Annotated in this window: 22 protein-coding genes and 1 pseudogene; 17 read left to right on the plus strand and 6 right to left on the minus strand. The window is 36.5% G+C overall.

Annotated elements, in window-relative coordinates:
• Nucleotides 1–8 precede the first annotated feature (8 nt).
• The 8 genes and pseudogenes from WQ54_RS07480 to WQ54_RS35605 all read left to right on the plus strand — a co-directional run bounded on the left by WQ54_RS07480 (nucleotide 9) and on the right by WQ54_RS35605 (nucleotide 9,849).
• Nucleotides 9–1,268 (plus strand): amidohydrolase family protein, encoded by a 1,260-nt coding sequence (locus tag WQ54_RS07480; RefSeq protein ID WP_052737701.1) that lies wholly within the window; start codon nucleotides 9–11, stop codon nucleotides 1,266–1,268.
• Nucleotides 1,269–1,298: 30 nt separating this feature from the next.
• Nucleotides 1,299–1,454 (plus strand): annotated as a pseudogene (locus tag WQ54_RS07485) (winged helix-turn-helix transcriptional regulator); the annotation flags it as partial.
• Between the two features lie 980 nt (nucleotides 1,455–2,434).
• Nucleotides 2,435–3,361, plus strand: a complete 927-nt coding sequence (locus WQ54_RS07490; protein WP_331435084.1) for an ABC transporter permease subunit — start codon at nucleotides 2,435–2,437, stop codon at nucleotides 3,359–3,361.
• Between the two features lie 16 nt (nucleotides 3,362–3,377).
• On the plus strand, nucleotides 3,378–4,274 hold the full coding sequence (locus WQ54_RS07495) for a carbohydrate ABC transporter permease (protein WP_046514287.1): 897 nt from the start codon (nucleotides 3,378–3,380) through the stop codon (nucleotides 4,272–4,274).
• 122 nt (nucleotides 4,275–4,396) lie between these two features.
• Nucleotides 4,397–6,025, plus strand: a complete 1,629-nt coding sequence (locus WQ54_RS07500; RefSeq protein ID WP_046514291.1) for an extracellular solute-binding protein — start codon at nucleotides 4,397–4,399, stop codon at nucleotides 6,023–6,025.
• Nucleotides 6,026–6,148: 123 nt separating this feature from the next.
• Complete coding sequence (locus tag WQ54_RS07505; RefSeq protein ID WP_046514294.1) at nucleotides 6,149–7,078, plus strand: aldo/keto reductase; 930 nt, start codon at nucleotides 6,149–6,151, stop codon at nucleotides 7,076–7,078.
• 270 nt (nucleotides 7,079–7,348) lie between these two features.
• Nucleotides 7,349–9,640 carry a glycoside hydrolase N-terminal domain-containing protein gene (locus WQ54_RS07510; protein ID WP_052737702.1) on the plus strand — a complete coding sequence of 764 codons (2,292 nt, stop codon included), beginning with the start codon at nucleotides 7,349–7,351 and terminating at the stop codon, nucleotides 9,638–9,640.
• 11 nt (nucleotides 9,641–9,651) lie between these two features.
• Complete coding sequence (locus WQ54_RS35605; protein WP_156177799.1) at nucleotides 9,652–9,849, plus strand: Tn3 family transposase; 198 nt, start codon at nucleotides 9,652–9,654, stop codon at nucleotides 9,847–9,849.
• 39 nt (nucleotides 9,850–9,888) lie between these two features.
• Here the strand turns inward: WQ54_RS35605 and WQ54_RS07515 are convergent, their stop codons facing one another.
• The 4 genes from WQ54_RS07515 to WQ54_RS07530 all read right to left on the minus strand — a co-directional run bounded on the left by WQ54_RS07515 (nucleotide 9,889) and on the right by WQ54_RS07530 (nucleotide 14,033).
• A complete protein-coding gene (locus WQ54_RS07515; protein WP_046514297.1) occupies nucleotides 9,889–10,725 on the minus strand; it encodes a carbohydrate ABC transporter permease in 837 nt (278 codons plus the stop codon).
• A 19-nt stretch (nucleotides 10,726–10,744) separates the two neighbouring features.
• Complete coding sequence (locus WQ54_RS07520) at nucleotides 10,745–11,683, minus strand: carbohydrate ABC transporter permease (protein WP_052737703.1); 939 nt, start codon at nucleotides 11,681–11,683, stop codon at nucleotides 10,745–10,747.
• 56 nt (nucleotides 11,684–11,739) lie between these two features.
• Nucleotides 11,740–12,945 carry a sugar ABC transporter substrate-binding protein gene (locus WQ54_RS07525; protein WP_197089563.1) on the minus strand — a complete coding sequence of 402 codons (1,206 nt, stop codon included), beginning with the start codon at nucleotides 12,943–12,945 and terminating at the stop codon, nucleotides 11,740–11,742.
• A 227-nt stretch (nucleotides 12,946–13,172) separates the two neighbouring features.
• Nucleotides 13,173–14,033 (minus strand): AraC family transcriptional regulator, encoded by an 861-nt coding sequence (locus WQ54_RS07530; protein WP_084821883.1) that lies wholly within the window; start codon nucleotides 14,031–14,033, stop codon nucleotides 13,173–13,175.
• 263 nt (nucleotides 14,034–14,296) lie between these two features.
• Here WQ54_RS07530 and WQ54_RS07535 point away from each other — a divergent pair, with 263 nt between their 5' ends.
• The 9 genes from WQ54_RS07535 to WQ54_RS07575 all read left to right on the plus strand — a co-directional run bounded on the left by WQ54_RS07535 (nucleotide 14,297) and on the right by WQ54_RS07575 (nucleotide 24,169).
• Entirely contained in the window at nucleotides 14,297–15,133 is an 837-nt protein-coding gene (locus WQ54_RS07535; RefSeq protein WP_231597468.1) for a sugar phosphate isomerase/epimerase, read from the plus strand.
• A 25-nt stretch (nucleotides 15,134–15,158) separates the two neighbouring features.
• A complete protein-coding gene (locus WQ54_RS07540) occupies nucleotides 15,159–16,175 on the plus strand; it encodes a Gfo/Idh/MocA family protein (RefSeq protein WP_046514309.1) in 1,017 nt (338 codons plus the stop codon).
• Nucleotides 16,176–17,159: 984 nt separating this feature from the next.
• A complete protein-coding gene (locus WQ54_RS07545; RefSeq protein WP_046514312.1) occupies nucleotides 17,160–17,819 on the plus strand; it encodes a GntR family transcriptional regulator in 660 nt (219 codons plus the stop codon).
• 88 nt (nucleotides 17,820–17,907) lie between these two features.
• Nucleotides 17,908–19,203 carry an MFS transporter gene (locus WQ54_RS07550; protein WP_046514315.1) on the plus strand — a complete coding sequence of 432 codons (1,296 nt, stop codon included), beginning with the start codon at nucleotides 17,908–17,910 and terminating at the stop codon, nucleotides 19,201–19,203.
• 68 nt (nucleotides 19,204–19,271) lie between these two features.
• Nucleotides 19,272–20,057 carry a carbon-nitrogen family hydrolase gene (locus WQ54_RS07555; RefSeq protein WP_084821885.1) on the plus strand — a complete coding sequence of 262 codons (786 nt, stop codon included), beginning with the start codon at nucleotides 19,272–19,274 and terminating at the stop codon, nucleotides 20,055–20,057.
• Nucleotides 20,058–20,079: 22 nt separating this feature from the next.
• Nucleotides 20,080–20,769 carry a DUF2848 family protein gene (locus WQ54_RS07560; RefSeq protein ID WP_046514317.1) on the plus strand — a complete coding sequence of 230 codons (690 nt, stop codon included), beginning with the start codon at nucleotides 20,080–20,082 and terminating at the stop codon, nucleotides 20,767–20,769.
• 505 nt (nucleotides 20,770–21,274) lie between these two features.
• The gene (locus WQ54_RS07565) at nucleotides 21,275–21,826 is read left to right on the plus strand and encodes a TetR/AcrR family transcriptional regulator (protein WP_046514320.1); all 552 of its coding nucleotides are present in this window, start codon (nucleotides 21,275–21,277) and stop codon (nucleotides 21,824–21,826) included.
• A 428-nt stretch (nucleotides 21,827–22,254) separates the two neighbouring features.
• A complete protein-coding gene (locus WQ54_RS07570) occupies nucleotides 22,255–23,010 on the plus strand; it encodes an SDR family NAD(P)-dependent oxidoreductase (protein WP_046514323.1) in 756 nt (251 codons plus the stop codon).
• A gap of 124 nt (nucleotides 23,011–23,134) precedes the next feature.
• Nucleotides 23,135–24,169, plus strand: coding sequence for a zinc-binding dehydrogenase (locus WQ54_RS07575; protein ID WP_046514326.1), 1,035 nt, complete (start codon nucleotides 23,135–23,137; stop codon nucleotides 24,167–24,169).
• A gap of 313 nt (nucleotides 24,170–24,482) precedes the next feature.
• On the opposite strand, the gene WQ54_RS07580 is transcribed toward WQ54_RS07575, so the two are convergent.
• Both WQ54_RS07580 and WQ54_RS07590 read right to left on the minus strand, forming a co-directional pair.
• Entirely contained in the window at nucleotides 24,483–25,124 is a 642-nt protein-coding gene (locus tag WQ54_RS07580; RefSeq protein ID WP_231597469.1) for a transposase, read from the minus strand.
• A 929-nt stretch (nucleotides 25,125–26,053) separates the two neighbouring features.
• On the minus strand, nucleotides 26,054–26,479 hold the full coding sequence (locus tag WQ54_RS07590) for a hypothetical protein (protein WP_046514342.1): 426 nt from the start codon (nucleotides 26,477–26,479) through the stop codon (nucleotides 26,054–26,056).
• Nucleotides 26,480–26,693: the final 214 nt, after the last annotated feature.

The raw sequence follows: 26,693 nt of genomic DNA on the forward strand, positions 1-26,693 counted from the left end.
GGGAGTCGGTGTATCAAGCAGTTGTTAAACATGTAAAACTTATAGAAAAAGATTCCATGTTTCATATAGGAATAAATAATGGGAGAATATCAACCATTACAACAGAAGACATCCGCGGTGAAATAGAATGGGAAGCAAATGGGGGAATTGCTCTCCCTCCATTTGTTGAAATGCATACACATTTAGATACTGTATTAACAGCTGGTAAATCTCTGAAGAATCGATCTGGTACATTGATGGAAGGAATTGAACGTTGGAAAGCGCGAAAAGCAAGGCTAACATGTGAAGATGTTATGGAACGAGCGGAAAAGGCCATTTATCTCCTTATACAGCATGGAGTGCTTTATGTTCGTGCAGCAGTAGATATATCTGACCCCGAATTAACAGCATTAAAAGCAATAGTAAAACTGCGCGATAAGTTACAGCACTTTATTGATATTCAAATCATTGCTTTTCCACAAGATGGAATTATCTCATGCGAAGAAAACAAAGAACGATTAGTTAAGGCAATTGAACTGGGAGCAGATGCAGTCAGTGCCGTTCCACATCTTGAACATACCCGAGAAAATGGAATTCTGTCATTGAAAGAATGTTTTTCTATAGCGAAAGAATCCAATTCTTTTGTCCACATCTTTTCAGATGAAATAGACGATGAGCAATCTCGCTATTTGGAAGTGATTGCGGATTTAACGTTAAGCCAAAGGATGGAAGGAAAGGTCACAGTCAGCCATGCAAATGCATTGGCATATTATGCTGATAGCTATGCAGCGAAGGTGATTGCTCTAGTAAAACAAGCGAAATTATCTGTTGTGTCATGTCCATTAATAAATTGTACAATGCAAGGACGTTTTGATCATTATCCAATAGGAAGAGGGATAACGAGGATAAAAGAGTTGAATGCTTCAAAGGTGAATGTATGTATTGCTCATGATGATATCCAAACACCTTTTTATCCATTCGGTAATGGAAATATTCTACAGGCAGCTCATATGGGGGCACATCTATCTCATATGACTGGAGAACATGAAATAGCTCAAATCATTCAAATGATAACCTATAATGGAGCAAAAGCTTTTGGGATACATGAAGAATATGGAATTGAAGTTGGTTATAAAGCTAATTTTATTGTATTACCTGTAGATAACATCGTTGACATGGTAAGCAAGCAGCCTGCTTGTCGCTTTGTTTTTAAGGAAGGAAAATTGGTTGTGGAAAATAAGCCAACTGAACCAATATGGTATTCCGATTTATTAAAACCGGCAAGGTGAAGAGTAGAAAAATTAAAGGCTGCTCTTGAAGTGATCGGCGGGAAATGGAAAGTGGTAATCCTTTGCCACTTAATTAAAGAGAAGCTGAGAACAAGTGAATTAAAACGGTTAATGCCTGGCATTACACAAAAAATGCTCACACAGCAACTGCGTGAGTTAGAAGCAGATGGAGTGGTCAATCGAATCAGAAAATGGAAAACCGGATCCATTGTCTAAAGAAGACAATACCGATTTTGAATCAGTTTGGATGCCGGAAATTGAGAGGTTAAAAAAGGAAAAATTAGAATCAATCATTTGGTTCCATAATGTATTTGGGTCATTATATACTTCAGAATATTATTGAAATAAGTCGTCTGTATGGTATTACGGTTTTTAAGTTCCATTGAAAAACTACATTTTTCAATGCTTACCCTCCCAGTTGGGAGGGATATTTTATTGACTAACCATCTAATAGAAGAGCTGATATTCAATTAAAGGGCGCATTTCCGGAATAAGGATCTGCGCTTATTTTGCATGAAAAGGGCCAGATTCTTGAAGAAAGATATTAATTGTCTAAGGTCAATTAATATAAATATTTTTAATTCACAGGAGGATAAAAATGAATCTTAAATTGAGGGAATTAATAATAACTGACGATAAATCACTTTTAAACATTGATACAATTTATGATTTTATGCAACGTCTATTTGTTTTTGTTCTTGCTTTATCAGTGAGTAAATGTGTTTGCATTTAGACGTAAAACGAATAGAGATGAAAAGGCAAATTAGAAATGAGATTGAACAGCCTTATGCATATTGTCTATGCTTTTCAGTGAAAGTCAAAGTGCTTACTTCCTTCAAGTAAAGTGTAGTACAGACAAATTGTACTAATCAAACTCAATTGTACCTTGACGAGTTAGTCTTATTAAATGGAATGTAAAGATGGTTTTTTATTCTGCTATTCTCATGTTTATCAGAGCTGTTCTTGGAAGGACTTGTTTACGTAGGAAAATTAAATTTTTCCAGAATTGTACTAACATTATTTAATTGTACCTATTAAGTAGATCAATCACATGTTACATTCTAATCACCTTGTTAATTGCTTATTTTTGATAACGTTTACAAATGATTGGAGTGGTTGATTTGAAAGTCGAGATAGCGAACAAGACTTCACCTAGTTCAAATTCAATAGAGGTTAAGTCAACGATTTTGAGAACTGCGATAAAGTCGGTCAGGAGGCATTGGCAACTTTATCTACTGGTTATACCGCCAGTTTTTTATTTTATAGTCTTTAAGTATATACCTATGGTCAATTCTGTCATTGCTTTTAAAGATTATAGTGTGGTGAAAGGAATATGGGGGAGTGAATGGGTAGGATTTAAGCATTTTGAGCTGTTTTTTAGCAATCCCCAATTTTGGAACCTTATAAAGAATACTTTTTACCTTAGTTTATATGCGTTAGCTGTTGGATTTCCAATCCCGATTATTTTGGCTCTTTGTTTAAATGAAATTCGCAATGGTCTATTTAAAAAAACTGTACAGATGGTTACGTATGCACCATATTTTATTTCAACTGTTATCATTGTTTCGATGTTAACGTTAATGTTCTCTCCTAGGCTAGGGATTTTGAATCAATTGTTAGGATACTTAGGCTTTGGGTCAATTGATTTTCTAGGTATGCCAGAAATGTTTAGAGACATTTATGTATGGTCAGATGTTTGGCAGCATGCAGGTTATTCAGCCATCATTTATTTAGCAGCACTCTCTGGTGTTGACCCATCCCAATATGAAGCTGCCAGGGTTGACGGAGCGACGAGACTTCAAAAAATCATTTATATTGATTTGCCGAGTATTATGCCTGTAGCAACCATCATTCTCATTCTTAGTGTAGGAAACATCATGGCTCTAGGATTTGAAAAAGTCTTTTTATTACAAAATCCTCTTAACCTTTCTACATCTGAAGTGATTTCGACTTATGTTTATAAAATTGGCTTGCTAAATGCAAACTTTAGCTTTGCAACTGCAGTTGGTTTGTTCAATTCCGTCATTAATTTAATTTTACTTGTTGCGGTTAATGCAACCTCTAAGAAAATATCCAAAAGTGGCTTGTGGTAAAAAGGGGGCTTAAAAAATGTTTGGTAATAAAAATAAAATAAAAGAATCATTTGCAGATCGATTTTTTCTTACATGTGTCTACCTTTTTCTAACGGTTATATTAATAGTGGTTCTTTATCCACTTATTTATATAGTTAGTGCATCAATAAGTAGTCCTCAAGCAGTTTCAGGTGGAAAGGTGTGGTTATGGCCAGTTGACCTGTCTTTTAAGGGGTATGAAGTGATCTTTAGCAATGCTCAGGTATTAACTGGTTATTTAAATTCACTCTTTTATACCACTTTCGGTACTTTAATTAGTGTGACATTGACAGTGTTAATTGCCTATCCTCTTTCAAGAAAAACATTCTTTGGTCGTAATTTTCTAATGTTTTTTATCGTGTTCACAATGCTATTTTATGGCGGTTTGATTCCTACTTATCTAGTTGTGAAATCGTTAGGAATGGTGGATACAAGATGGGCGCTCTTAATTCCTAATGCAATTGCAGTATGGCAAGTTATTATTGCACGAACATTTTTTCAGACTACCATACCAGATGAATTAGTTGAAGCAAGTGAAATGGATGGGTGTAGTGATTTGCGTTTTCTATGGTCAGTTGTGCTACCATTGGCCAAGCCTATTATAGCTGTCCTTGTATTAATGTATGCAGTTGGGCAGTGGAACTCATACTTTGACGCATTAATTTATTTAAAGAACCCAGATCTACAGCCGCTTCAATTGGTACTTAGAAATATAATTATTTTGAATACAAGTACTGCAGGAATGGAAGCTTCGGAAATGTTGGAACGACAGCAGCTGGCTGATTTAATGAAATATGCCTTAATCGTTGCTGCGAGTTTACCTGTTATGCTCATCTATCCTTTTGTACAGCGACACTTTGTTAAGGGTATGATGATTGGTTCAGTTAAAGGATAATGCTACTACTAATTATCTAACATTGAAAGGAGTGATGCTAAAGTAGGTTGCACCCAGACCAATCTTTATGGTCATTTGCTAGATTGTTAATCCCATGATTTTAATGAAAGGGGAAGGTTACATTGAAAAAGAGTTTAATGTATTATTTATCAATTTTACTTATTGTAAGTTTTACTTTAGTAGGCTGTAGCTCGAATGAAAAAACAGAGTCTCAACAAGATGGTGATGGCCCTATTAAGATAAAGGTTTTTGGCCCCCAAAATGCTGATACTAATTTAGAGACAAACTCCTTTACGAAACTAGTTGAGGAGAAGTTTAATATCGATTTAGAATGGCAAGTAACGACTTATGATGCAACTTCTGCAAGTGAAGTAAGAAATATTGCGCTTGCAAGTGGTGATTACCCTGATCTCTTTCTTCTAGTTCCTTGGGTTGATCAGTTTTCACAAACAGACTTATTACGTTATGGGAAACAAGGTGTAGTACTTCCATTAAATGATTTAATAGATCAGTATGCACCAAATATTAAAGAAGTGTTAGAAAACCACCCTTATTATGCATCGATGGTAACCGCTCCAGACGGAAATATTTATGGATTGCCACATTTAAATGAGTGTTTCCATTGTTCATACGGAAACAAACTATGGATCAATACAGACTGGCTAGAAAAATTAAAACTAGATATGCCGCAAACAACAGAAGACCTAAAAACTGTCCTAACAAAGTTTAAAACCCAAGATCCAAATGGAAATGGAAAACAAGATGAAGTTCCTTTGAGTGGTTCTCCAGCTCTTGTTGAATCTTCTATTATTCCTTATTTAATGAATGGTTTCATTTATGATGATTCTAGGTCAAGACTGATAATGAAAAATGGCAAGGTTGATTTGGCAGCTAATAAAGAGGAATGGAAGGAAGGTTTATCTTATATACGTTCTTTATATGAAGAAGGATTAATTTATAAAGGCGCTTTTTCTCAAAATACGGAGGCGCAACAAAAATTAGGTAATAATGCAGAAGCTCAAATTGTAGGGGCGTCAACTGCGATGCATCCAGGGGTATTTGTAACGGAAGAAAAGTATTCAAAATTTTATGATGCAGCTCCCCCACTTAAAGGGCCACATTCTGCATATACAACGTATAACTTTCCGAGTACTCCTGGAGGAGCATTTGTTCTAACGAATAATGCAAGCGAAGAAGCCCAGATTGCAGCTATTAAACTAGTAGACTATATGTTTACAGGTGAAGGAAGGATTCTCAGTCACCATGGTGAAAAAGATGTAAGCTGGAGGGAACCTAAAGAAGGTGAAGTCGCTATCGAGGAAGGAGTTGAACCTAATTTAGCACAAATTCCTTTAGGAGATGGTGAAAAACCACGTAACGATAATTGGGGAGCACAATCACAATATTATCATTCAAGAGAATTTAGAGATGGGTTAGTCCAAGCGACCGATATTTATACAGCAGAAGGGTATGAGCGGAGATTGCAGGAAGCAACACATTTATATGAAGGAAAAGAAGCTTCTGAAGTTTTCCCACATTGGGCTATTTGGATTGACCCTGCTGTTGCAGATGAAACAGCCATGATTAAAACTAATATTGAGGAATACATTGAGCAGAATGCACTTCAATTTATAACAGGTTCAAAGGATTTAGATAAGGACTGGGATTCCTATGTTAAAGGATTTGAGCAGTTAGATCTTAAACGTTATCTAGAAATTATGCAGGAAGCATATGACAATTCTAGTTTATAAAAAAGAAAGTTCTGCTAGGATTAGCTGATCAATTGAATAAACAGCCGATGAAGACCACTTCATCGGTTCTGTCTTGTTATTTTAATTTCACTATAATGCAAAATTTTTTTATGGAGGGAACACATGAAATATAGAAAACTAGGAAAAACAGGCTTAGAAGTTTCTATTCTCAGTTATGGTGCTTCATCTTTAGGTTCTGTGTTTAGAAATATTAATGAAGAAGAGGGAATTAGAACGGTTCATACAGGGATTGAATTGGGAATTAACTTAATTGATGTTTCACCCTACTATGGGCTAACGAAAGCTGAGACTATACTTGGTAAGGCGTTAAAAGATATTCAGCGTGAGAAAATTATTCTTTCAACGAAGGCAGGCAGATACGGAGAGGATAAATTTGATTTTTCAAAAAGTAGAATCCTGACAAGTATAGATGAAAGCTTAAAAAGGTTATCGACAGATTATATAGATATTTTGCTTCTACATGACATTGAATTTGCTTCCTTTGGTCAGGTCATGGAGGAGGCTATTCCAGCCCTTCAACAACTAAAAAAAGATGGGAAGATTCGTTATTTTGGGGTTTCTGGTTTACCTTTAACTGTATTTGAAAAAGTCCTTAAAGAAACAGATCTTGATGTTATCCTGTCGTATTGTCATTATTCTTTGAATGATAATTCTTTGTTGAACATTATTCCTCTTCTAGAAGAAAAACATGTTGGTTTGATCAATGCATCCCCATTATCAATGGGGCTCCTTAGCAGTCGGGAGGTACCAGATTGGCATCCAGCATCAAATGAAATCAAAGAGGCGTGCAACAGAGCAGCTGAATTTTGTAAACAACAGGGTGAAGATATTTCAAAGCTTGCTATTCAATATTCAGTTGCGAATGAAAAAGTACCAACTACTTTAGTTAGTACGGCAAATGTAGAAAATGTTAAGAATAATATCGAGTGGGCAAATAAACCAATGGATTTAGAGCTGCTAAAAGAAGTTCTTTCTATTTTAGAACCAATCCACAACAAAACTTGGCCAAGTGGAAACAACGAGTATTGGTAATATTTTTACAATACATATGAAGGATGGCGTACCTTTTTTAAAAAAGACGAGAGTTCATTAAAGGACTTAAATAATTAGGCATTAGATCCATTTACTACTACCGTAGCAAAAATCATGTTAGCTTGTATGCACGGTTAGTAAACCCTATTATTCTGCTATATGGGGATAGTCTTAGATCATATCATACAAATTGTAACTGTAACGGTATCAGATATTTGTAGAAAACTCTTCTCGATTTTATTCAATAAAATAATATGGAGGAAAGCAGAATTGAATAATAATATAATTTTATTTAATAAGCCTGCAGAAACATGGAATGAGGCATTGCCTATTGGAAATGGACGATTAGGAGCAATGATTTTTGGAAAAACTTCAGTAGAACAAATCCAATTAAATGAAGAATCAATCTGGTATGGAGGATTTAGGGATAGAAATAATCCAGATGCATTGGAAAATCTACCAAAGATTAGGGAGTTGCTAAAGGAAGGAAGATTAAGGGAAGCTGAACAATTAGCAACCTATGCTCTATCGGGAACACCTGATACACAAAGGCATTATATGACACTTGGTGATTTGTTTCTGAATTTTGGACATGAAAGAGTTGAAGAATATACAAGGAAACTTGATCTAGAAAATGCAATTTCTTCAGTTGACTATTCTTTGAAACAAACTAAATTTAAAAGAGAAATTTTCGCCAGTTTTCCAGATCAAGTAACAGTTATTCACCTTACATCAAGTGAAACTGGATCAATATCATTTACTGCTAGACTTTCAAGAGAGCAGAATCGATATACTGAAAGCTTGTACTCAAGAAGAAAAAATAGTCTCATAATGAAAGGTAATTGCGGTGGGAAAGATGGATCTGATTATTCAGTTGTCTTATCTGCCTTTGCAGAGGGGGGAAAGGTTGATACAATTGGTGAGCATCTTATCGTACGAGATGCGGATTCGGTCATGTTGTTTTTGGCAGCTGAAACGACATTTCGTCAAGCAGATCCAGAAGGAGAATGCTTTAAAAAAATTGATCAAGCAGCAGTCAAATCATTTGAACAATTGAAACAACGACATATAGAGGATTATGCCCAATTCTTCAAACGAATGGAAATTGGTTTAACTGATGAAGTAAATGAAGATATTCTAAAATTACCAATAGATGAAAGAATAAAAAGAATCAAAAATGGTTTAGAAGATCATAAACTGATAGAGTTGTATTTTCAGTTTGGTCGTTATTTACTCATATCAAGTAGTAGACCCGGTACACTTCCAGCAAACTTGCAGGGAATTTGGAACGACAAAATGAGGCCCCCATGGGATAGTAAATATACAATTAATATTAATGCACAAATGAACTATTGGCCTGCTGAAGTATGTAATCTATCAGAATGTCATGAGCCATTATTCGATTTAATCGAACGAATGCGCGCAAACGGTAGACATACAGCAAAGGTAATGTATGGATGCAGGGGCTTTGTTGCACATCATAATACGGATATTTGGGGAGATACAGCTCCACAGGATATCTATCCTCCATCAACCTACTGGCAGATGGGTGCAGCCTGGCTATGCCTTCACTTATGGGAACATTATCAATTTACTTATGATAAAAACTTCCTTAAAAAAAGTTACGAGACGATGAAAGAGTCTGCAGAGTTCTTTTTGGACTTTTTAATAGAAACAAAAGATGGATATTTGGTCACTAGTCCCTCTGTTTCACCAGAAAACACTTATATTCTTCCAAATGGTGAAAAAGGAACATTGTGTATTGGACCATCGATGGACAGCCAGATCTTGAACGAACTATTTCAATCATGTATTGAGGCAAGTGAAATCCTTGGTAAGGATGTAAAATTTAGAGAACAGCTCACAAGGATGATAAAGCGTTTACCTAAAACAAAAATAGGCAAATATGGTCAAATTCAAGAATGGATGGAGGATTATGAGGAGGCAGAACCAGGGCATCGTCATATATCACATTTATTTGCCCTCCATCCTGGGAAGCAAATTACCCTTACAAAAACTCCTGATCTTGCAAAGGCAGCAAGAACAACTTTAGAAAGAAGGCTTGCAAATGGCGGGGGTCATACAGGATGGAGTCGTGCTTGGATTATTAATATGTGGGCAAGGCTATGGGACGGAGAACTTGCTTATTCAAATATTTTGGAAATGCTGAAGCATTCAACCCTACCAAACCTTTTAGATAATCATCCGCCTTTTCAGATTGATGGGAATTTTGGCGGTACTGCCGGTATTGCTGAAATGCTCGTGCAAAGTCATACGGGATCAATACAGTTCCTTCCTGCTATTCCTAGAACATGGAATAAAGGATTTGTAAAGGGAATAAGGGCACGAGGTGGATTTGAAATTGATTTATATTGGGAGAATGGTTCAGTAGTAACAGCAGCAGTTCACTCATTATGTGGTAATGAGTGCAAAATAAATTGGATAGGACCCTTTCAGTTAACTGATGAAAATAGTAGAGAAGTAAATGAGTTTCTTTATGATAATGAAATCATATGTTTTCCTACGAAAAGAGACGGAATTTATACCCTTAATGTAAAATAATCCCGAAAGAGGTGAAGGTAAGTAAAGGAAAATTTGTTATAAAAATTATCACGATTAAAAAGTTATCAAAGCCAAACAACTCGTCGATGTGTTCATACACATCGACGAGTTGTTTTCCTGAAATTGATTGGAAACTGATAGTAGATCATTATGAAGATATGCTTCGATTGGCGATGTCGATTAATACAGGGAAAAAGGGGGCATTATAAAAAAGTTCCCCCCTTTTCGGGTTTCTCCGTGTTGAAAAACTACCCTTTAACACCTGTAAGAGTAATCCCTTCAATAAAATATCGTTGGGCGAATAAAAATATGATAATGATCGGTAGTAATGTAAATACGGATGCTGCCATTAATAAATCATAGTTCGTTGTGTATACTCCATTGAATGCAGATAAACCCAATTGAACGGTAAATTTGTCACTACTATTAATGTAAACAAGTGGCCCCATAAAATCATTGTATACCCCTTGAAATGTAAACACTGTTATTGTTGCAATAGCAGGCTTCGATAAAGGCAAGAACATTTGCCACCAGATTCGAAATCGACTACAACCGTCAATCATTGCTGCTTCTTCTATGTCAGCAGGAAGGGTTAGGAAAAATTGTCTGAGCAAAAAGATCGCAAAAGCGTTACCAAACAATCCTGGTATAATTAATGGTTTTAAAGAATCTAACCAGCTCAGTTTACTAAATATTATAAACTGTGGGATGAGTGTTACTGTCGCTGGAATCATTAATGAGGCGAGCAACATCATAAAAATGAAATTCCTTCCAAAAAACTGAATTCTGGCAAATGCATAGGCAGCAAGGGAGGATACAATGATTGTAAAAACTGTGACTGGAATTACTACGAGCATCGTGTTATAAAACATTAAGCCGAAATTTAATCCACCGGCATGCCAGGCCTCAACATAATTGTTCCAATCAAACGCTTCGGGAATCCAAACCGGAGGCATTACAAATATTTCATTCGGTTTTTTAAGAGATGTGGAAACCATCCAAATAAATGGCAATATACAAAGAATTGACATAATTGAGAGTATAATATAAGCGATCAGTTTCCTTACTTGACCCTTCTTTTCCATATTTATTCACCATCCTATCCTACATATCATATTGAACTTTCCTTCCTAATAATCGATTTTGAACTAAAGTTGTAATTAAAATTAAGATAAACATGAGGACAGATATCGCACACGCATAGCCCATTTTGTTATACTTGAAAGCATTGGACCATAGATAATAGGTTAGCGTATGGGTAGAGAACCCTGGACCACCACTTGTCATCACATAAATTTCTCCAAAAACCTGGAAAGCACCAATAACAGACATAATGGTAATAAAAAATGTTGCAGGTGTTAAAAGAGGGAATGTAATCTTCCAAAACTTTTGCAGTTTTGTCGCTCCGTCTAGATCGGCAGCCTCGTAAAGATGCTTTGGAATTCCTTGCAATGCCGCTAAATAAATGAGCATATTATAACCTGCACTTTTCCAAATAGCCATAAGGGCAATACTGGGTAACGCAAGTGTTTCACTTGTTAACCAGCCTAACGGTTCAACACCTACTTTAGAGAGAATGTAATTGATTAGGCCGAAATCTGGATTGTATAACCAAACAAATAATAGAGCTACCGCTAGCAAGGGACTAATGACCGGAATATAAAGGAGTGTTCTGTAAATTGTAATACCTTTTAGAGGAAGATTCATAGCTAGAGCTAAAATTAGTGAAACCGCAATGGAAGCCGGCACGAAATAAATTACCCATAAAATCGTGTTTTTTAAACTGATCAAAAATATTTTGTCTTGAAACAACGTGATATAATTTTCTAATCCAACCCACTTCGCAGGTGATATGACATTCCACTCCGTACTGCCAATGACAAATACTGCGATAACAGGAATTAGGGTAAACGATAAAAATCCAATAAGCGCAGGAGCAATAAATAAGTAACCTTCAATATTATCCCTTACTCTTTTTTTATTATTGATTTTTCTTCTCTGTTGTATCCTTAAGGTTGTGCTCTCTTGCGGAACTTGATTCACTTAAGACACCTCCGTCATACAAGGAGGAAATAGAACAATTCCCTCCTTGTTTAAAATTATTTAAATAATACCGTGTTCGCCTGTTCGTCGATATTTTCAACCGCTTCTTCAATCGACTGCTTGCCATTGAAAGCTGCATCCAATTCAGGTGTTACATATTTCTCCATATATTCAGAGAAATGACCGCTTCTTGCTGCCTCCAATTGTACTTCAGTGTCTAAATATTCGGCCATTGCTTTATAAGGTTCGACTTCAGGAGGAGCAGTTACAATATCGGGATCATCGAAAAATTGTGTATTAGTAGGCATGGCAAGACCTAGACCCAAAATGCCTTTAAGTCCTTCTTTACTCAATACATGTCTTAGCAGTTTTACAGCTGCCTCTTTATGATCACTTTCATTGCTCACGGCTAACTGCCCTGAACTAACCGGTGTAACCCTCGTTACTCCCTTTGGCATTTCAACAGCTGTCCATTCAAAATTTAATGCCTGCCGATAAGTGGGAACCATCCAGCGTCCAGTAGGGAACATAGCCACCTTACCGGTTTCGAACATTTGGGATTGTCCCATTCCAGCTTGTTTTGTTGCGGCGGGAGATGGTGCAGCTTTGTATGTTTGAAATAAATCATACATCCTTTTTAACCCTTTAATAACCTTTGGATCGTTTAAATTTGATTTCCCATTGTTAAACCATTTGCCGCCTTCATTTCCCACAAAAATGCTCCAGGGCGCCCACCATGTTTCAAGAGCAGCACCGTATTGTGTAATTTTTCCCTTCTCGGTGATCGTTAATTTTTGAGCTAAATCCATAAATTCTTCCATCGTCCAATCACTGGTTGGGATTGGAATTCCGGCTTCTTTAAATAAATCTTTGTTGATATACATAGCGTAAGGTGACCAGTCTTTTGGTATGGCGTATTGTTTGCCCTGATATTTTCCATACTCTAATAGACCCGGTACAAAATTTGCGACTAATTCTGGATACTTTTCGATATAAGGATCGAGTACTGCTAGTTTTCCACTTTTTGCATACTCAGTTGCTAGATTTTCACCAATATAAAATACATCGGGCATCGTATTACCTATGATCATTGTCTTTAATTTTGTATCATAGTCTTTTGGAACATAAATATAGTTCACTTTATAACCGGGATTCCTAGTCTCAAATTCTTTAAACACTTTTGTATATAGTTCCCGTTCTTGTTCATTTCCCCATCCCATGAAACTAATTTCAATTTTTCCTTCCCTAGAGGTCGTTTTCATTTCATTACAACCTGCCATAGAGATAATTAGGGTAAGGCAAAACAACATGATTGTAGACGCTTTCAAAACCTTGTACAATGATTTCATCCTCCCTCCATATTTTGAATAATTGTTATAGCACATTTATAATACATGTTGTTTTTTGTAATATTATTTGAAATATTCAAAATTGTATATACACTTTATTATCCTATTTTCATACAATATTATCTTTTGGGAAAATCTTGTTATTGCCATTTTTTGATTTGATCGTTTCTGACTTCTGTTGGGGAGACACTTTTAATCTTTTTAAACACCCTTCCAAAGTACGTAATACTCTCGAATCCAACTTTCTCAGCAATTTCTGTAACTTGCCAATTTGTCTCGATGAGCATTCTTTCCGCCTCATTAATCCTTAGAAGATGAATATACTCAATCAACGTTTTTCCAGTTACCTTTTTAAACACTCTGCAGAAATAATTCGGACTGAGGTTCACCATTTGTGCGGCATCTTTCACACTGATTTCTTTTTCGTAATTCTCGCGCAAGTAATTAAGCAAAGTGGTAAGATTGTAATTTTGATAACAGTTAACTTGTCTCTTTTCCATTTGACAATAATAACGGAAGATCAACCCGAATATACGAAAAAGTTCTGCTTTAATCAACAATTCAAAGCCTGTTTCTTCTCGTTTGAATTCATCGATCAAATTGTAAATTGGAGTACTGATTTCTTTAGAATAGGGTTCATCGTTATGCAAAAAATTCGGGAGTTTTAACTGCTGATTTAAATAAGGAGAGAAATATAGGTTTTCAGTGTTATCTAAACCGTTATTCCGAACTAGTGCTTCGTTAAACACAATTGCAATAAGCTCGGTGTTGTTATCAAGAGGCCATGCTGCATGAAGCTGTTTTGAATTTACGAATGCCAGTTCGTCCTTTTGCAATTGAACAAAGGTGTCATCAATTTGGATTCGAGCACTTCCTTCTTTTACAATGATCCACTCCATATGGTCATGCCAATGCAGAGGAATATCTAAAGTGAAGAACACATTGATAGGAAACGACTTATCCGGAATATATGTAGATTCTTTCAACTTATTTACCATCATAATGCCCCCTTTTTAATAGGATTTTAACTTTATCTCTTAAACTATCAAGTTCTTATATTAACGTCAACGTCAAAAGAATAATATCGTACGATTTCTGCGTAATATTATGTATAGCCAACCACACTCTTTTCCATTACGATAGAGATGAGAAATTTTAGAATTTACTACAGATTTCCTGAGATATAAAGACTATATTGATTGATAAGGAGGTACATAAGATGTAGCAAATTCGAATTGGAACTCTTGTAAATGGCCCGAATGCCGTGCATACTCTCCCGCAAATTATTCCACACGGATTCGAATCGTTCAGTCTTACCTTTTGGCAATCGACAAATCAGACTGATTTGTCTGAACTGGCGAAGCAGGTAAAAGAAGTTTTAGCAGGTAAGGATATTGTGATTTCTAGCCTTGGCATTTTTGGAAATCCTTTGACCGGGGAAGGTGCGAATGCTGATACTTTAGCTAGTTGGGAGAGGCTTATCGACCATGCCCATGATTTTGGGACAGATCTCATATCAGGTTTTACAGGGCGCATGCCTGGAGCAATCGATCAATCGATGTCACGCTTCAAAGAAGTTTTTGGCGAACTGGCAAGGAGAGCTGAAGATCGAGGAGTCAGAATTGCCTTTGAAAATTGTGATATGGGAGGAACCTGGAAGGATGGTGATTGGAACATTGCCCATAACCCTACAGCCTGGGAGATGATGTTTAATGCAGTTCCATTCGATCATATCGGGCTTCAATGGGAACCATGCCATCAAATGGTTAGTCTGATTGATCCCATTCCGCAGCTGAGAAAGTGGGTCGGAAAGATTTTCAATGTGCATGGAAAAGACGCCACAATTGCCTGGGATATTGTCCGAGAATACGGCATCCATGGGCCGAAAGAGTTTGTATGGCATCGTACACCGGGCTTTGGAGATTCCAATTGGACAGATATTATTTCTATTTTAAGACAAGGCGGTTATGAAGGAAGCATTGATATAGAGGGATTCCATGATCCCGTATATCGCGATGAATGGGAAATGACTGGACAAGTCCATGGGCTTAATTATTTAAAAAGATGCCGTGGCGGGAACTTCATTCCTAACCCTGTTTAAACAAATAATAAGAAGGAGAATCTTTATGAAGAAACATAGAATAATAGTAGCGGGATGCGGTGGTATGGCGAATACTTGGTTAGATTATGTCGCCGAGCGTGAAAATGCTGATATTACTGCACTTGTCGATGTAAATCTCGAGGCTGCCCAATCTATGAATGAGCGGCGGGGATTGAATGTACCCGTATTCTCCGATTTATCTAAAGCGCTTTCGAATACGGATGCAAATCTAGTATTTGATGTGACCATTCCTGCCAGTCATAAACAAATTACAACGACTGCGCTAGAAGCAGGATGCAATGTATTAGGAGAAAAACCGATGGCCGAATCGATGAGTGATGCAGAAGAGGTTTTGAAGGTTGTGCAAAAAACAGGAAAGAAATATGCAGTCATGCAGAACCGCAGATATTTACAAGGAATTCGTGCATTTCGAGATTTGTTGTCTAACGGAGCAATCGGAACTGTCGGTTCCATACATGCAGATTTCTTCCTTGGGCCCCACTTTGGCGGTTTCCGTGATGTAATGGAAAGTCCGTTAATTGTCGACATGGCCATACATACCTTTGACCAAGCACGGTTTATTACCGGTGCCGACGCTGTATCCGTTTACTGTCATGAATTTAACCCGCCAGGATCATGGTACAAAGGAAATGCATCAGCCATTTGTATTTTTGAGATGAGTAATGGGTCTGTTTTTTCTTACCGCGGCTCTTGGTGTGCTGAGGGATTAAATACTTCATGGGAGTCCGATTGGCGTGTAACAGGCAATCGGGGAAGTGCCCTATGGGACGGAACAAATCCGCCTGTATGTGAAGTAGTCGATGATTCACAGCCCACAAAGTTTATGAGAGTAATGAATTCGTTGGAAGTACCAAGCGTTTGGGAAGGCAGGGAAGGACACTTTGGCTGTCTTGATGAAATGTTTGCATCTATCGAAGGAAACCGATTAGCTGAAACAGATTGCAGCGATAACATTAAAAGTTTAGCTATGGTATTTGGAGCGTTAGAAAGTGCAAAAACAGGGAAGAAGATTGCACTATAAGCTTTAGTTGTTAGATTAATATTAGAAAAAGTTGGTTGATAAGTTCCTCTACATTACGGCAGGAGGGACATGTCCATAAGCCTATCCTTTAACTTAAGCTTTTCAGAGTCTTGAGTTGGTTAAGCGATAATATCGGCATTAAAAAAGATATTCGACTGAAGATCCTTTTAGTTATCACAACAATGACAACATGGTCAACGATTTTTTCTTTGTAAACATCTAAACTATCAATTATTTTTTTGCAATCTCCCCTGGCCCTCTTTTAGTTTTTTTTGTCCTTTGTTTTAGCTTATTTATGAACTCATTTCTTTATTTCATTTAGAATCTGTTTCAAAGTTAGTTAAAGAAGGACAAAAGGTAGAAAAAGGTCAACCTATGATTCAAGTAGCTTTGCCTTATATTAAGCAAATGAGTCCGTAATTGGCCTCGTTTGTTTTTTTTATAAATAACATTGTACAGTTTCATTAGATGTACCACTTATTTTAGAGAAAAAACCAAAAGACTTTCTTTGAAAGATTAGAGGTAGAAGATACGAAAAGCTTTTTTATGGTATGAAATGGAAGACCATGACGTTCCTATCTGACAATAATCATTTCAGTAGTTATTGAACAACAAAGATTGTTGAGTTGGTTGTTGAAGGGAACATGTTATGCTCGTTTTCTTTCAGCAGTATTAATTAAATGTTTTAAGTACTTTGTTTGGTCTAGAGTACATTCTAATTCTAAAAATTGAATAGGACATCAATGATATTTAGGTAATATACTCTTTTTAAATAACGATCTTCAGCAATCGTCCGCACTTTTAGTGTAAGTGCTCTTTTTAAATTTGGAGTTTAGATTTATAAGAATTTTAGTAATTCATTCGGGGAAAATACCTACAATTTAGCATCGATTAAAACAGTATTGACAAAGAAAAGAAGAATGAATATACTGAAAATAAAAACTGGCATGCCACATACCAGAAGGTAAGGAGGGATAAAAAAGTATGAGTCTATTCAAAGTTCAGCAGCCCCTTTCTCTGAAACAACAGGCTTATGAAGGAATCAAAAATGCTATCATTTTACATAAGATTCCTCCTGGCAGTACTTTGTTTGAAAGGGATTTGAGCGAAAGTTTAGGAATTAGTCGGACTCCTGTGAGAGAAGCGATTCCACTATTAGAGTTGGAAGGATGGGTGAAATCCATACCCAGAAAAGGCACATTTGTTAGTCAAATAACAGCTGTAGATGTTGAAGAAGTGATTCAAATTCGAAGAGCGCTTGAGATTTTGGTTATCGAACTACTAATCCCTAAAATTACAGAACGAGAAATCGAGCAACTCAATGAAATTTATGTAAAACAGCGTGGATATGTAGAAGACAGTGGACAATTCATCTCAACGGATAAAGATTTCCATATTTATTTAGCTCAATTGAGTGGAAATCACCGCCTGATAAATTTAATGGGCACTATAAGCGATCAAATTAGATGGTTTGGTGTCAGTGCATTAAATTTGCCGAATCGGACGGAACAAACATTAAAAGAGCATGCTTGGTTAATTGAGTGTTTAAAAAATAAAGAAGTAGAAAAAGCGAAAGAAGCTGTTTTAGAGCATATCGAGCACACTCGAGTAGCTATTTTATCGAGTCTCAACTTAGGTGATTAAATAGTAACCTTTATTCTTATTGTCTTATGCAATAAGGATAAGATTTGATTGTGATGTAAGCCTTTACATTCAAAAGGGAGGGATATATATGTCCGAAGCGCTATTGAAGAATTTAAAAACAGAAAGTGAAGAATTAGAAAAACCATCACGTATCCGATGGTGGTTAGCTTTTCTCTTTTTCCTTATTGGATTGATCGCTTATATGGATCGGTCCAACATCTCGATTATTGCGAAGCCGATGATGGAAGATTTAAATATGAGTAAGGTTCAATTCGGTATGCTGGCATCGTTATTCTCTTTGGGATATGCCCTTGCTCAAATTCCTGCGGGGATTATTGCGGAGCGAATTGGCGCGAGGAAGATTGTATTATTTGCATTAATTTGGTGGTCGATTTTCACAGGGTTAACAGCAGTTGTAAAATCTCATGGATTAATGGGGCTTGTACGTTTTTTATTTGGGGTAGGAGAAGGACCTATGTATCCCGGGAATGCAGTGTTTAACACGTATTGGTTTCCAAAACAAGAAAAAGGTCGTGCAGCCAGTGCGCTGTTGGCGGGATCTTATTTTGGACCGGTGATTGCGCCGGTATTAACAGTGGCTATTTTTCAAGTCTGGGGATGGGAAGCAGTTTTTTATATCTTTGGTGGATTAGGCTTAGTAGCTGCATTGCTCTGGTATGTGCTTGGCCGCGATAAACCGGAAGATCATCCTTTTGTAAACAAACAAGAATTAAAAGTGATAATGGAGAATAGAACGGTTAAAGAAGAGAAAAAGTCATTGGCTCCATGGAAACAATTTTTGAAAAGTGGCCGCTTCTGGGCGTTGGGTCTTCAATATTTTGTCATTTTGTATATCATTACTTTTTTTCTTGTGTGGCTGCCAACTTATTTGTTGGAAGCAAGAAGTTTTTCGTTGAGTGGCATGGGGTTCGCAGCTAGTTTTCCATGGTTATGTATATTTATCACGGTTATGACTGGCGGAACGATTTCGGATTGGTTAGTGAAAAAAGGGAAATCAAAAATGATTGCTCGAGGTTCGTTGGCGATATCAGGATTGGTCATTTTTGCCGGCACTATGTATTTATCGGCATATGCTTCGAGCCAATGGATGAATGTACTATGGTTGACGATTTCTTTAGGTGCATTAGGATTTCCAGTAGTGACTTCATGGGCAGCAGTGACAGATTTAGGGAATGAATATTCAGGTTCTGTGTCAGGGTGGATGAATCTCTGGGGAAATCTTGGAGCTTTTGTATCACCTATATTATGTGGCTGGTTAGCAGAAAATATCGGTTGGGAAGCCACTTTGTTAGTAAGTATTGTTCCCATTTTGTTTGCTATTCTTCTCTGGTTCGGTATTCGTCCAGATCGATCATTAACATAATTATTTATTTTTAATGCTCTTGGCATGCCACATGCCACAAATATAAAATTAGAGAGGAGTAAATAAAATTGAATTATGCAATTTATCAAATGGATATTATAGCCGGGAATCCGTCTGAAAACAGAAAAAAAGTAAAAGATTGGGTTGAAAATACAATGACGGTATCGTCTCCTGATATCCTTGTTCTTCCAGAAATGTGGACTACAGGTTATACCTTATCTGTTTTAGAGGAATTAGCGGAGAATGAGGGACAGGATACAATTCCTTTTTTGACTGAGCTTGCAGAGCGTTTCAGTGTGAATATTATTGGCGGATCGGTTGCAAATAAAAAGAATGGTGGCATTTTTAATTCTTCTTTTGTAGTGAATCGAGTGGGTGAAATGATATATGAATATGACAAAATTCACCTTGTTCCTATGTTGGATGAACACCTTTACTTGGAAGGAGGAAAGGAAAAAGCAAATGTATTTGAGCTGGACGGCATCAAAATGGGCCTAATTATTTGTTACGATTTACGCTTTCCGGAGCTTTCCAGAGCACTGGCGCTTAAAGGAGCTGAAGTGCTTCATGTTGTCGCCGAATGGCCCTCAGCCAGACGAGAGCACTGGTGTGCATTACAAAAAGCGAGAGCAATTGAAAATCAAATGTTTGTAGTTTCATGTAATCGTGTTGGGTGTTACGACAAAGTCGAATTTGCCGGAATGTCCATGATTATTGATCCGTGGGGAAATGAACTATCAATTGGATCAGGTCAAAGTGAAGAAACTATAGTAAATAATGTTACGTTGGAGTTAGCTGCAAAAGTACGCAAGGATGTCCCTGTTTTTTCAAGTAGAGTACCAGAATTATATTAAGTTGATAGAGGTGTGAAGAGAAATGGAAAATAAATTGATAATGGACATTCAAGGTAGCAGTCAAAAACTAGAACTTTGTGTGAAAAGAATATTTAATGCGGGTTATGCCGGAGTGGATCAGGAAAAAGTACAAGAGCATATTGATGAACTGGCGAAGTTGGGTGTTGAAACACCTGCTACGATTCCGACTTTATATCCTGTAGCTAATCAGTTGGCTACGTATTCTGATTCTTTTCAAGTGCAGCATAATGAAACAAGCGGTGAAATCGAATATGTATTAATTTGGTCTGATAACGAAATGTACGTCACAGTGGGCAGTGACCATACAGATCGTAAACTGGAAGCCTTCAGTGTCCCAATGTCTAAGCAAGCATGCCCGAATATTTTGGCGCAAGAAGTTTGGAAATATGAAGAAGTAAAGGATCACTGGGATCAAATTGAATTATCGTGTTGGATACGATCAAACGGCAAAGAAGAGCTCTATCAAAAAGGTACTTGCGGTGACCTCATGTCGCCAAAAGATTTAATTGAGAACTTTAAAGAAATGAAAATTGATCAGGATGGACATGTTTTTTATTCGGGAACAATCGGAACAGTTGGAAGTTCTTTGGCGTACGGCGATGAATATGTAATCGAAATGAATGATCCGATACTAAATCGAGTGATTACACATCAATATAAACTGGAATTTTTGCCAAAAGAGATTGGATGAAGAGAGTGGAAGTAAAAAATTAGAGGCGTTGTTCAACAGGCAAGTTAGTTGCACAGGATTGAGGTAAAAATAAATGGTACAAAAACTTTGCACTAAGAGTATACAAAGTAGAAAGAGATAAAACTTTTTCGAAATGTAATATATTTTGATCTTCTTCAACTATTGGGCGCTTTACTTCAATAAGGAGTAAGGCTTTTTTCTTGCATTAACTGGCAGAATAGTTTAAGTACACTTTTTCACAAAGTAATAAAAAAGCAGATCAGCCTAGTTAGGAATAGGAAAATAGGCTTTTTCTATAATTGTTTTTTAATAAATAAGTCTGTAGTAACGCAAAAATTTAAGGAGTTAAAGAACTGTACGTTTCGTACTTTAAATAAATTAACAATAAATTAACATTGATTGGTTAATCAACATCTGTTAATAATTATATAAAGAAAAAGGATGCTTTCAATCGTTAAATGAAAGCAATTTGTTGATTTTCTAAGGGAAAGATTGGTGATTTCAAATGTCTAAAGTGGATAGAAGAGTTCTTAAAACGCAAGAATCCTTAAAAAAAGCGGTTATTGAACTGATGGCTGAAAAAAGTTTTGATGATATTACCATACAGGATCTTGCCGACAGGGCAAATGTTAACCGAGGAACCATTTATCTTCATTACTTGGATAAATATGATTTACTAGATAGACTCATTGATGAACATATTAATGTACTAAGAGTAATGTGCGAGGAAGCAGCTGAAATGGAATTAGACTTTGTAGAATCGAATGTAGGCTGGTTTGAGTATTTTGAGAGCAATTATTCATTCTTTTCAACAATGTTAGCAAGTAGTCAAGCCTTTTATTTTCGTAGTCGGTTCCTAGAGCTTCTCATGGAGGAAATCAAAAATGATATTGACACAACAAAAGGGATAAATCGAGAATTGAATGAAGAGGTTATACTTCAATTTGTTGTGACATCTTTTGTAGGAACGGTGGAATGGTGGATCACAAAAGAAATGCCTTTTCCGCCTAGTGTTATATCAGAACAGCTAGGGATGTTGTTAGATAGGATATACTAAAGCTCATACGGTATGGTTTACCTTTATCTAAAAATGCTTGGACCTGACTTTCACCCTTTGAAACATCGGGACCAATGACTGGATTCATATTCATATTTTACCCCAAGGTTAGCCAGATTTTTCTGGTTGACCTTTTTTTATTTATTTGACTTCCCGAAAGATAATCAACAATTTTATTGATTTGTTTGAATAAACAACGAATCAGTTTCTTTTAACCATTGAATGTATTTTGGTTCCATTTATAATTACAAACAGATGCTGATTAATCGCGAAGAGTTGATTTATGGTGCCGAAACACAAGTCTGGGAGCACATACTACTCAAATGTCCGTGGGAGACTTATTTACAAAGAAAAAGTTTTCCATCAGCCTCTTTTTAGTTGACTTTAAATTGTAAGGTTTATTTATAACATAATCAGGAGGAATCGTTATGACAACCATGAAAGATAAAGTAGTAATTGTAACTGGAGCAAAAGGCGGTATTGGGCTGGCAACAGCACAATTATTTGCTAAAGAAGGTGCTAGTGTAGCTTTAGTTGATAGGAATGAACCTAAACAAGAAGCACAGGACTTGATAGACGCAGGCTATCAGGCGATATCCATCCAATGTGATGTTTCAGATGAGAAATCTGTTGAAGCTATGGTACAAAAAACAGTTGATACATTTGGAAAATTAGATTATGCATATAATAATGCTGGTATTCAAAACCCTATGACAGACACGGTTGAATTAGAGGAAGAAGTTTTCGATGATGTAATGAATGTTAATACGAAGGGTGTTTGGCTTTGTATGAAGTATGAGTTGCTTCAATTAAGAAAGCAGGGTACAGAAGGGGCTATCGTTAATTGTTCTTCAATAGGAGGATTAACTGGTGTTCCTGGACGTTCTGTATACCATGCTTCTAAACATGGTGTATTGGGATTAACTAAAAGCACTGCTTTAGAGTATGCTTCGAAAGGAATTCGTATTAATGCAGTTTGTCCAGGGATCATCGTAACGCCAATGGTTGAAAATATGTTAGCTACGGAAGCTGATGCAATGGACGAATTAATGAAAGCAGTCCCAATTGGTCGTCTAGCTAAAGCAGAGGAAGTTGCTTCAGTAGTTCATTGGTTATGTAGTTCTGCTGCAAGTTATGTAATCGGTCAAGCAATAGCAGTTGATGGTGGCTATACGGTTCAATAGTTGTTTAGTCCGGTGATGGTAAGAGCATTAGGTTTAAAAAAAGGAGAACGCAAATAGATAGCGCTTATTTTTAGAAACTGTCTCTCTATAAAATAAACTAAAGTTTTAAAGGTGGAGAATTAATATGAAAGCAAATATTATGTACGCTGCTGGTGATGTACGCGTAGAAGAATTGCCAGTACCAACATTACAATTACCAACTGATGCAGTATTAAAAGTGGTTGCTGCCTGCATTTGCGGTAGTGACTTGCATCCTTATCGTAGCATGCATTCTCATGATCACCCTGAAGGCGAAGCAATGGGGCACGAAGTTATTGGAAGAATAGAAGAAATGGGTTCAGAAGTATCTGGATTTGAGAAAGGCGATTTGGTTATTGTACCTTTCGCTTTTGGAGATAACACATGCCCTTATTGCCAAGAAGGATTGATGACTTCTTGTGTGCATGGAGGCTTTATGACAGGCTGCCAAGCTGAATACGTTCGTGTTCCTCAAGCACAAGGAAGCATGTTTAAATTACCAAAAGAGATTGATGAAAACTCTCCTCTTCTACCATCCTTATTAACATTGTCTGATGTTTATGGTACTGGGTATCATGCAGCTGTAATGGGAGGCGTAAATGAGAACACAACAGTAGCAGTTATCGGTGACGGTGCAGTTGGTCTTCTTGCTGTTATGTCCGCAAAGAAACTGGGCGCGGAGAAAATAATTCTTATGGGTCGTCATAAAGAACGTACTGATCTTGGAATTGAATTTGGTGCTACACATGTTATTCCAGAACGTGGAGAAGAAGGTGTGGCAAAAGTTCGTGAGCTTACAAATGGTGAAGGAGTACATGTAGTTTTAGAATGTGTTGGTCTGAAGCCAGCATACGAAATGAGTATTGGAGCTGTGCGCGCTGGGGGAGTAATTAGTCGCGTCGGAGTTCCGCAGTATGAAGAAGCAGCTGTTGGCTTTCAGAGTTTATTTGGACGCAACATTACACTAACAGGAGGACCAGCACCTACGCGTGCTTATATGGAAGAACTACTACCAGATATTTTAGACGGTACACTGGAACCTGGTCGAGTGTTTGATGTAACAGTTGACTTTGACGGAGTTCCGGAAGGTTATCGACTTATGAACAACCGAGAAGCACTTAAGGTATTGGTTAAACCGTAATTTATTCTAATAGTGCTAAACTTTTATAAAGAAGCTACTCTTTTCGGAGTAGCTTCTTTATATTGAACGAATAGAAAACTGGGCTTTCCTTTAAATTATGGAAAGCCCTTTTCTATGGGTGGAAATGGCAAAACTGTTGTAAAAATGAACTGTTTGAAAGAAGGATAGTTTGTGAATAAACACACTTAAACTACCATGAAAATTAACTTCTGTTAGATCCGAAAAATGGCAATACTTAAATAGACGCAGCTCATTCATCTTTTTAAAAGGGGAGAGCGTCTGATCATTGGTGTTTATTTACTTGTTTAATGGATTAGGAAGCTTCTGTTATTGTAACCGTATAGCCTAAGTTTTCTAGTCTTCGAACCGAATGGCGTACAATAGATACCTGTCTTTGTTTATCAAAGTAGTCTTCGCCTAAGTCTACATACATTTCTTTTCTAGTTAACAGGTAATATGCGATCCGTAATATCGCATGGGCAACTACTATAGCTGCTCTTTTGTTGCCTTTTCGTCCTGCTGTTCGTCGATACAATGCACCAAGATAGTTTTTTGAACCTCTGACCGATTGAGCTGCTTCAGTTAATGCTGATCTTAAATACTTATTTCCTTTTTTAGATTTAGTTGATTTTCTTTTCCCAGCACTTTCGTTATGTCCAGGTACGAGAGCTGCCCATGAACAAAGATGTGCCGCAGTTGGAAATTGATTTTTAACATCAGTACCGATTTCAGCTAGGATTTGTTCAGCCATTCTTCTGGCGATTCCAGGAATCGAATCTAGTCTTTCAATATCTTCTTCATACGAGTTTACTCGTTGGGCTATCTCTTGATCTAACATTTCAATTTGTTCAGTTAGAAAATCAATGTGAGTTAAAATCGTTTTGAGCATTAAGCGTTGATGTGGGTTAACATAGCCCTGAAGTGCTAATTCAAGTTCTGCTTTTTTCTTTTTCATTGTACGACGAGCGAAGTTTGCTAGTTTCTGTAAAGTACTTCAAGAAAAATATGCAAAAGTATTTGAAAGCCAAGGAAAGAAATGCCTTAGAATTTGGGTAGGCAGGGATATTGATGGAGATGAAGAAATAGACTTAACGTCGGATCATTGTCTAGAAAAAGAGTATCGGTCTGAAATAATAATCGATTATGATGACTATTATGCAGATACATTTGAATTATGGTATTACTTTGGAGGATATAATGAAGGTTCGGGAACATTATATGATTTATCAAAAAATGATTTAGAAACGGATATTGAAGAAGCTTTAAAAACGTTACTTAAATGATTACTATTATCTAGTTCTTGTTCAACCAATAGGTGAAAGAGTTAAAGATAGGATCACTGCGGCGATCTTTTTTCTTGTGGAGCTAACTTGCAGATTAGTTTAAGAAATATGGTAAAATTGTCCAGTGGTAAATTTTAGTGGGGGATAATGATGAATTCGAAAACTGTAATTAATGTAATTGTATTTATAATAAATATTCTATTCACAACAATTATTGCTATTTGGGCTTTATGGAGTGGTTTACCTAAATTGATATACTTCTTATGGTTGTTTATTGGGATAATAAGTACAATCTTTTTTGCTTTTTACTTCATAAGATTTTCAAACTGGAAGGAATTTATGTATAAAAGCCTTTTTCACGGATGTTTAATATATAGCATTTTATGGATACTTACTGTAAGTCAGGGAATTGGTACAATGATATTAAAGTTCTTCAACTAAGGGTGTGTTGATCCAAGAAGGATTAACGCTTCTTTTTAACTTTATAGAAGTAACGGTACAGGATAGTTAAACAAGAATTCATTAGCAAATCAAACAAACAGTACCATTTTAGGTACTGTTCTTGATTGATTAAGTAACACCTTTATGAAACGGCTAAAATCTATTGTTTGTGGAATGTTACTCTTGTGATAGTTGGAACTACCTTATTTTCTTTTGCTATTTCACTAACAATTCTCGAAATATTTTCGATCGTTTCAATCTTACTTTCGTCAGGTTTTTGATCAACCTTTATGTCCACTATTTGATAATTAATATTAAATTCTCCTGTATGAGTATACCTCTTATAACCATTTTCTTTTAGTTTTTGATCAACCTTATTAGAGAAATCAGTCTTAACCAGTTGTTCCCAAACCTCATCCTGCCTTTTTTGTAGTTCTGGATCAGCTACATTGAGAGTTTCTCCGTCTTTTAATTTTACGATTTTATCTTTTGGATTTTCTTCTTTCGCTTGGACAATTCCATTATTAAAAGAGCACAGTAGGACAGCAATAAAGCATACAATAAGCCATTTTTTATAACTTGTCATTTCGCCATCTCCTATCCAAAAATCTTCTTATCGATTCAAGGTTTATTTCTTTTATTATTCATCAGAAATTAAAAAGAAATCTTGGTAAATAATGTTTTTACTTCAACTTATGGGTGCTATACTTCAATAACGGAAGATCGCTTTTTTCCTTCTTCAAGTAACGGGCAGGTTAGTGTAAGAAGGAATTCATTTTACATGTTGGGAATTACTTTTT

This window comes from Bacillus sp. SA1-12, from assembly GCF_000981385.1.
Taxonomy (GTDB): Bacteria; Bacillota; Bacilli; order Bacillales; family Bacillaceae; genus Metabacillus.

What these genes read in the sequence shown, in the direction of transcription:
- WQ54_RS07515 (WP_046514297.1), bottom strand. Translation starts at nt 10,725, where the DNA reads ATGGAAAAGAAGGGTCAAGTAAGGAAACTGATCGCTTATATTATACTC.
- WQ54_RS07565 (WP_046514320.1), top strand. Translation starts at nt 21,275, where the DNA reads ATGTCTAAAGTGGATAGAAGAGTTCTTAAAACGCAAGAATCCTTAAAA.
- WQ54_RS07530 (WP_084821883.1), bottom strand. Translation starts at nt 14,033, where the DNA reads ATGATGGTAAATAAGTTGAAAGAATCTACATATATTCCGGATAAGTCG.
- WQ54_RS07575 (WP_046514326.1), top strand. Translation starts at nt 23,135, where the DNA reads ATGAAAGCAAATATTATGTACGCTGCTGGTGATGTACGCGTAGAAGAA.
- WQ54_RS07495 (WP_046514287.1), top strand. Translation starts at nt 3,378, where the DNA reads ATGTTTGGTAATAAAAATAAAATAAAAGAATCATTTGCAGATCGATTT.
- WQ54_RS07570 (WP_046514323.1), top strand. Translation starts at nt 22,255, where the DNA reads ATGACAACCATGAAAGATAAAGTAGTAATTGTAACTGGAGCAAAAGGC.
- WQ54_RS07580 (WP_231597469.1), bottom strand. Translation starts at nt 25,124, where the DNA reads ATGAAAAAGAAAAAAGCAGAACTTGAATTAGCACTTCAGGGCTATGTT.
- WQ54_RS07505 (WP_046514294.1), top strand. Translation starts at nt 6,149, where the DNA reads ATGAAATATAGAAAACTAGGAAAAACAGGCTTAGAAGTTTCTATTCTC.
- WQ54_RS07590 (WP_046514342.1), bottom strand. Translation starts at nt 26,479, where the DNA reads ATGACAAGTTATAAAAAATGGCTTATTGTATGCTTTATTGCTGTCCTA.
- WQ54_RS07560 (WP_046514317.1), top strand. Translation starts at nt 20,080, where the DNA reads ATGGAAAATAAATTGATAATGGACATTCAAGGTAGCAGTCAAAAACTA.
- WQ54_RS07525 (WP_197089563.1), bottom strand. Translation starts at nt 12,945, where the DNA reads ATGAAAACGACCTCTAGGGAAGGAAAAATTGAAATTAGTTTCATGGGA.
- WQ54_RS07545 (WP_046514312.1), top strand. Translation starts at nt 17,160, where the DNA reads ATGAGTCTATTCAAAGTTCAGCAGCCCCTTTCTCTGAAACAACAGGCT.
- WQ54_RS07550 (WP_046514315.1), top strand. Translation starts at nt 17,908, where the DNA reads ATGTCCGAAGCGCTATTGAAGAATTTAAAAACAGAAAGTGAAGAATTA.
- WQ54_RS07540 (WP_046514309.1), top strand. Translation starts at nt 15,159, where the DNA reads ATGAAGAAACATAGAATAATAGTAGCGGGATGCGGTGGTATGGCGAAT.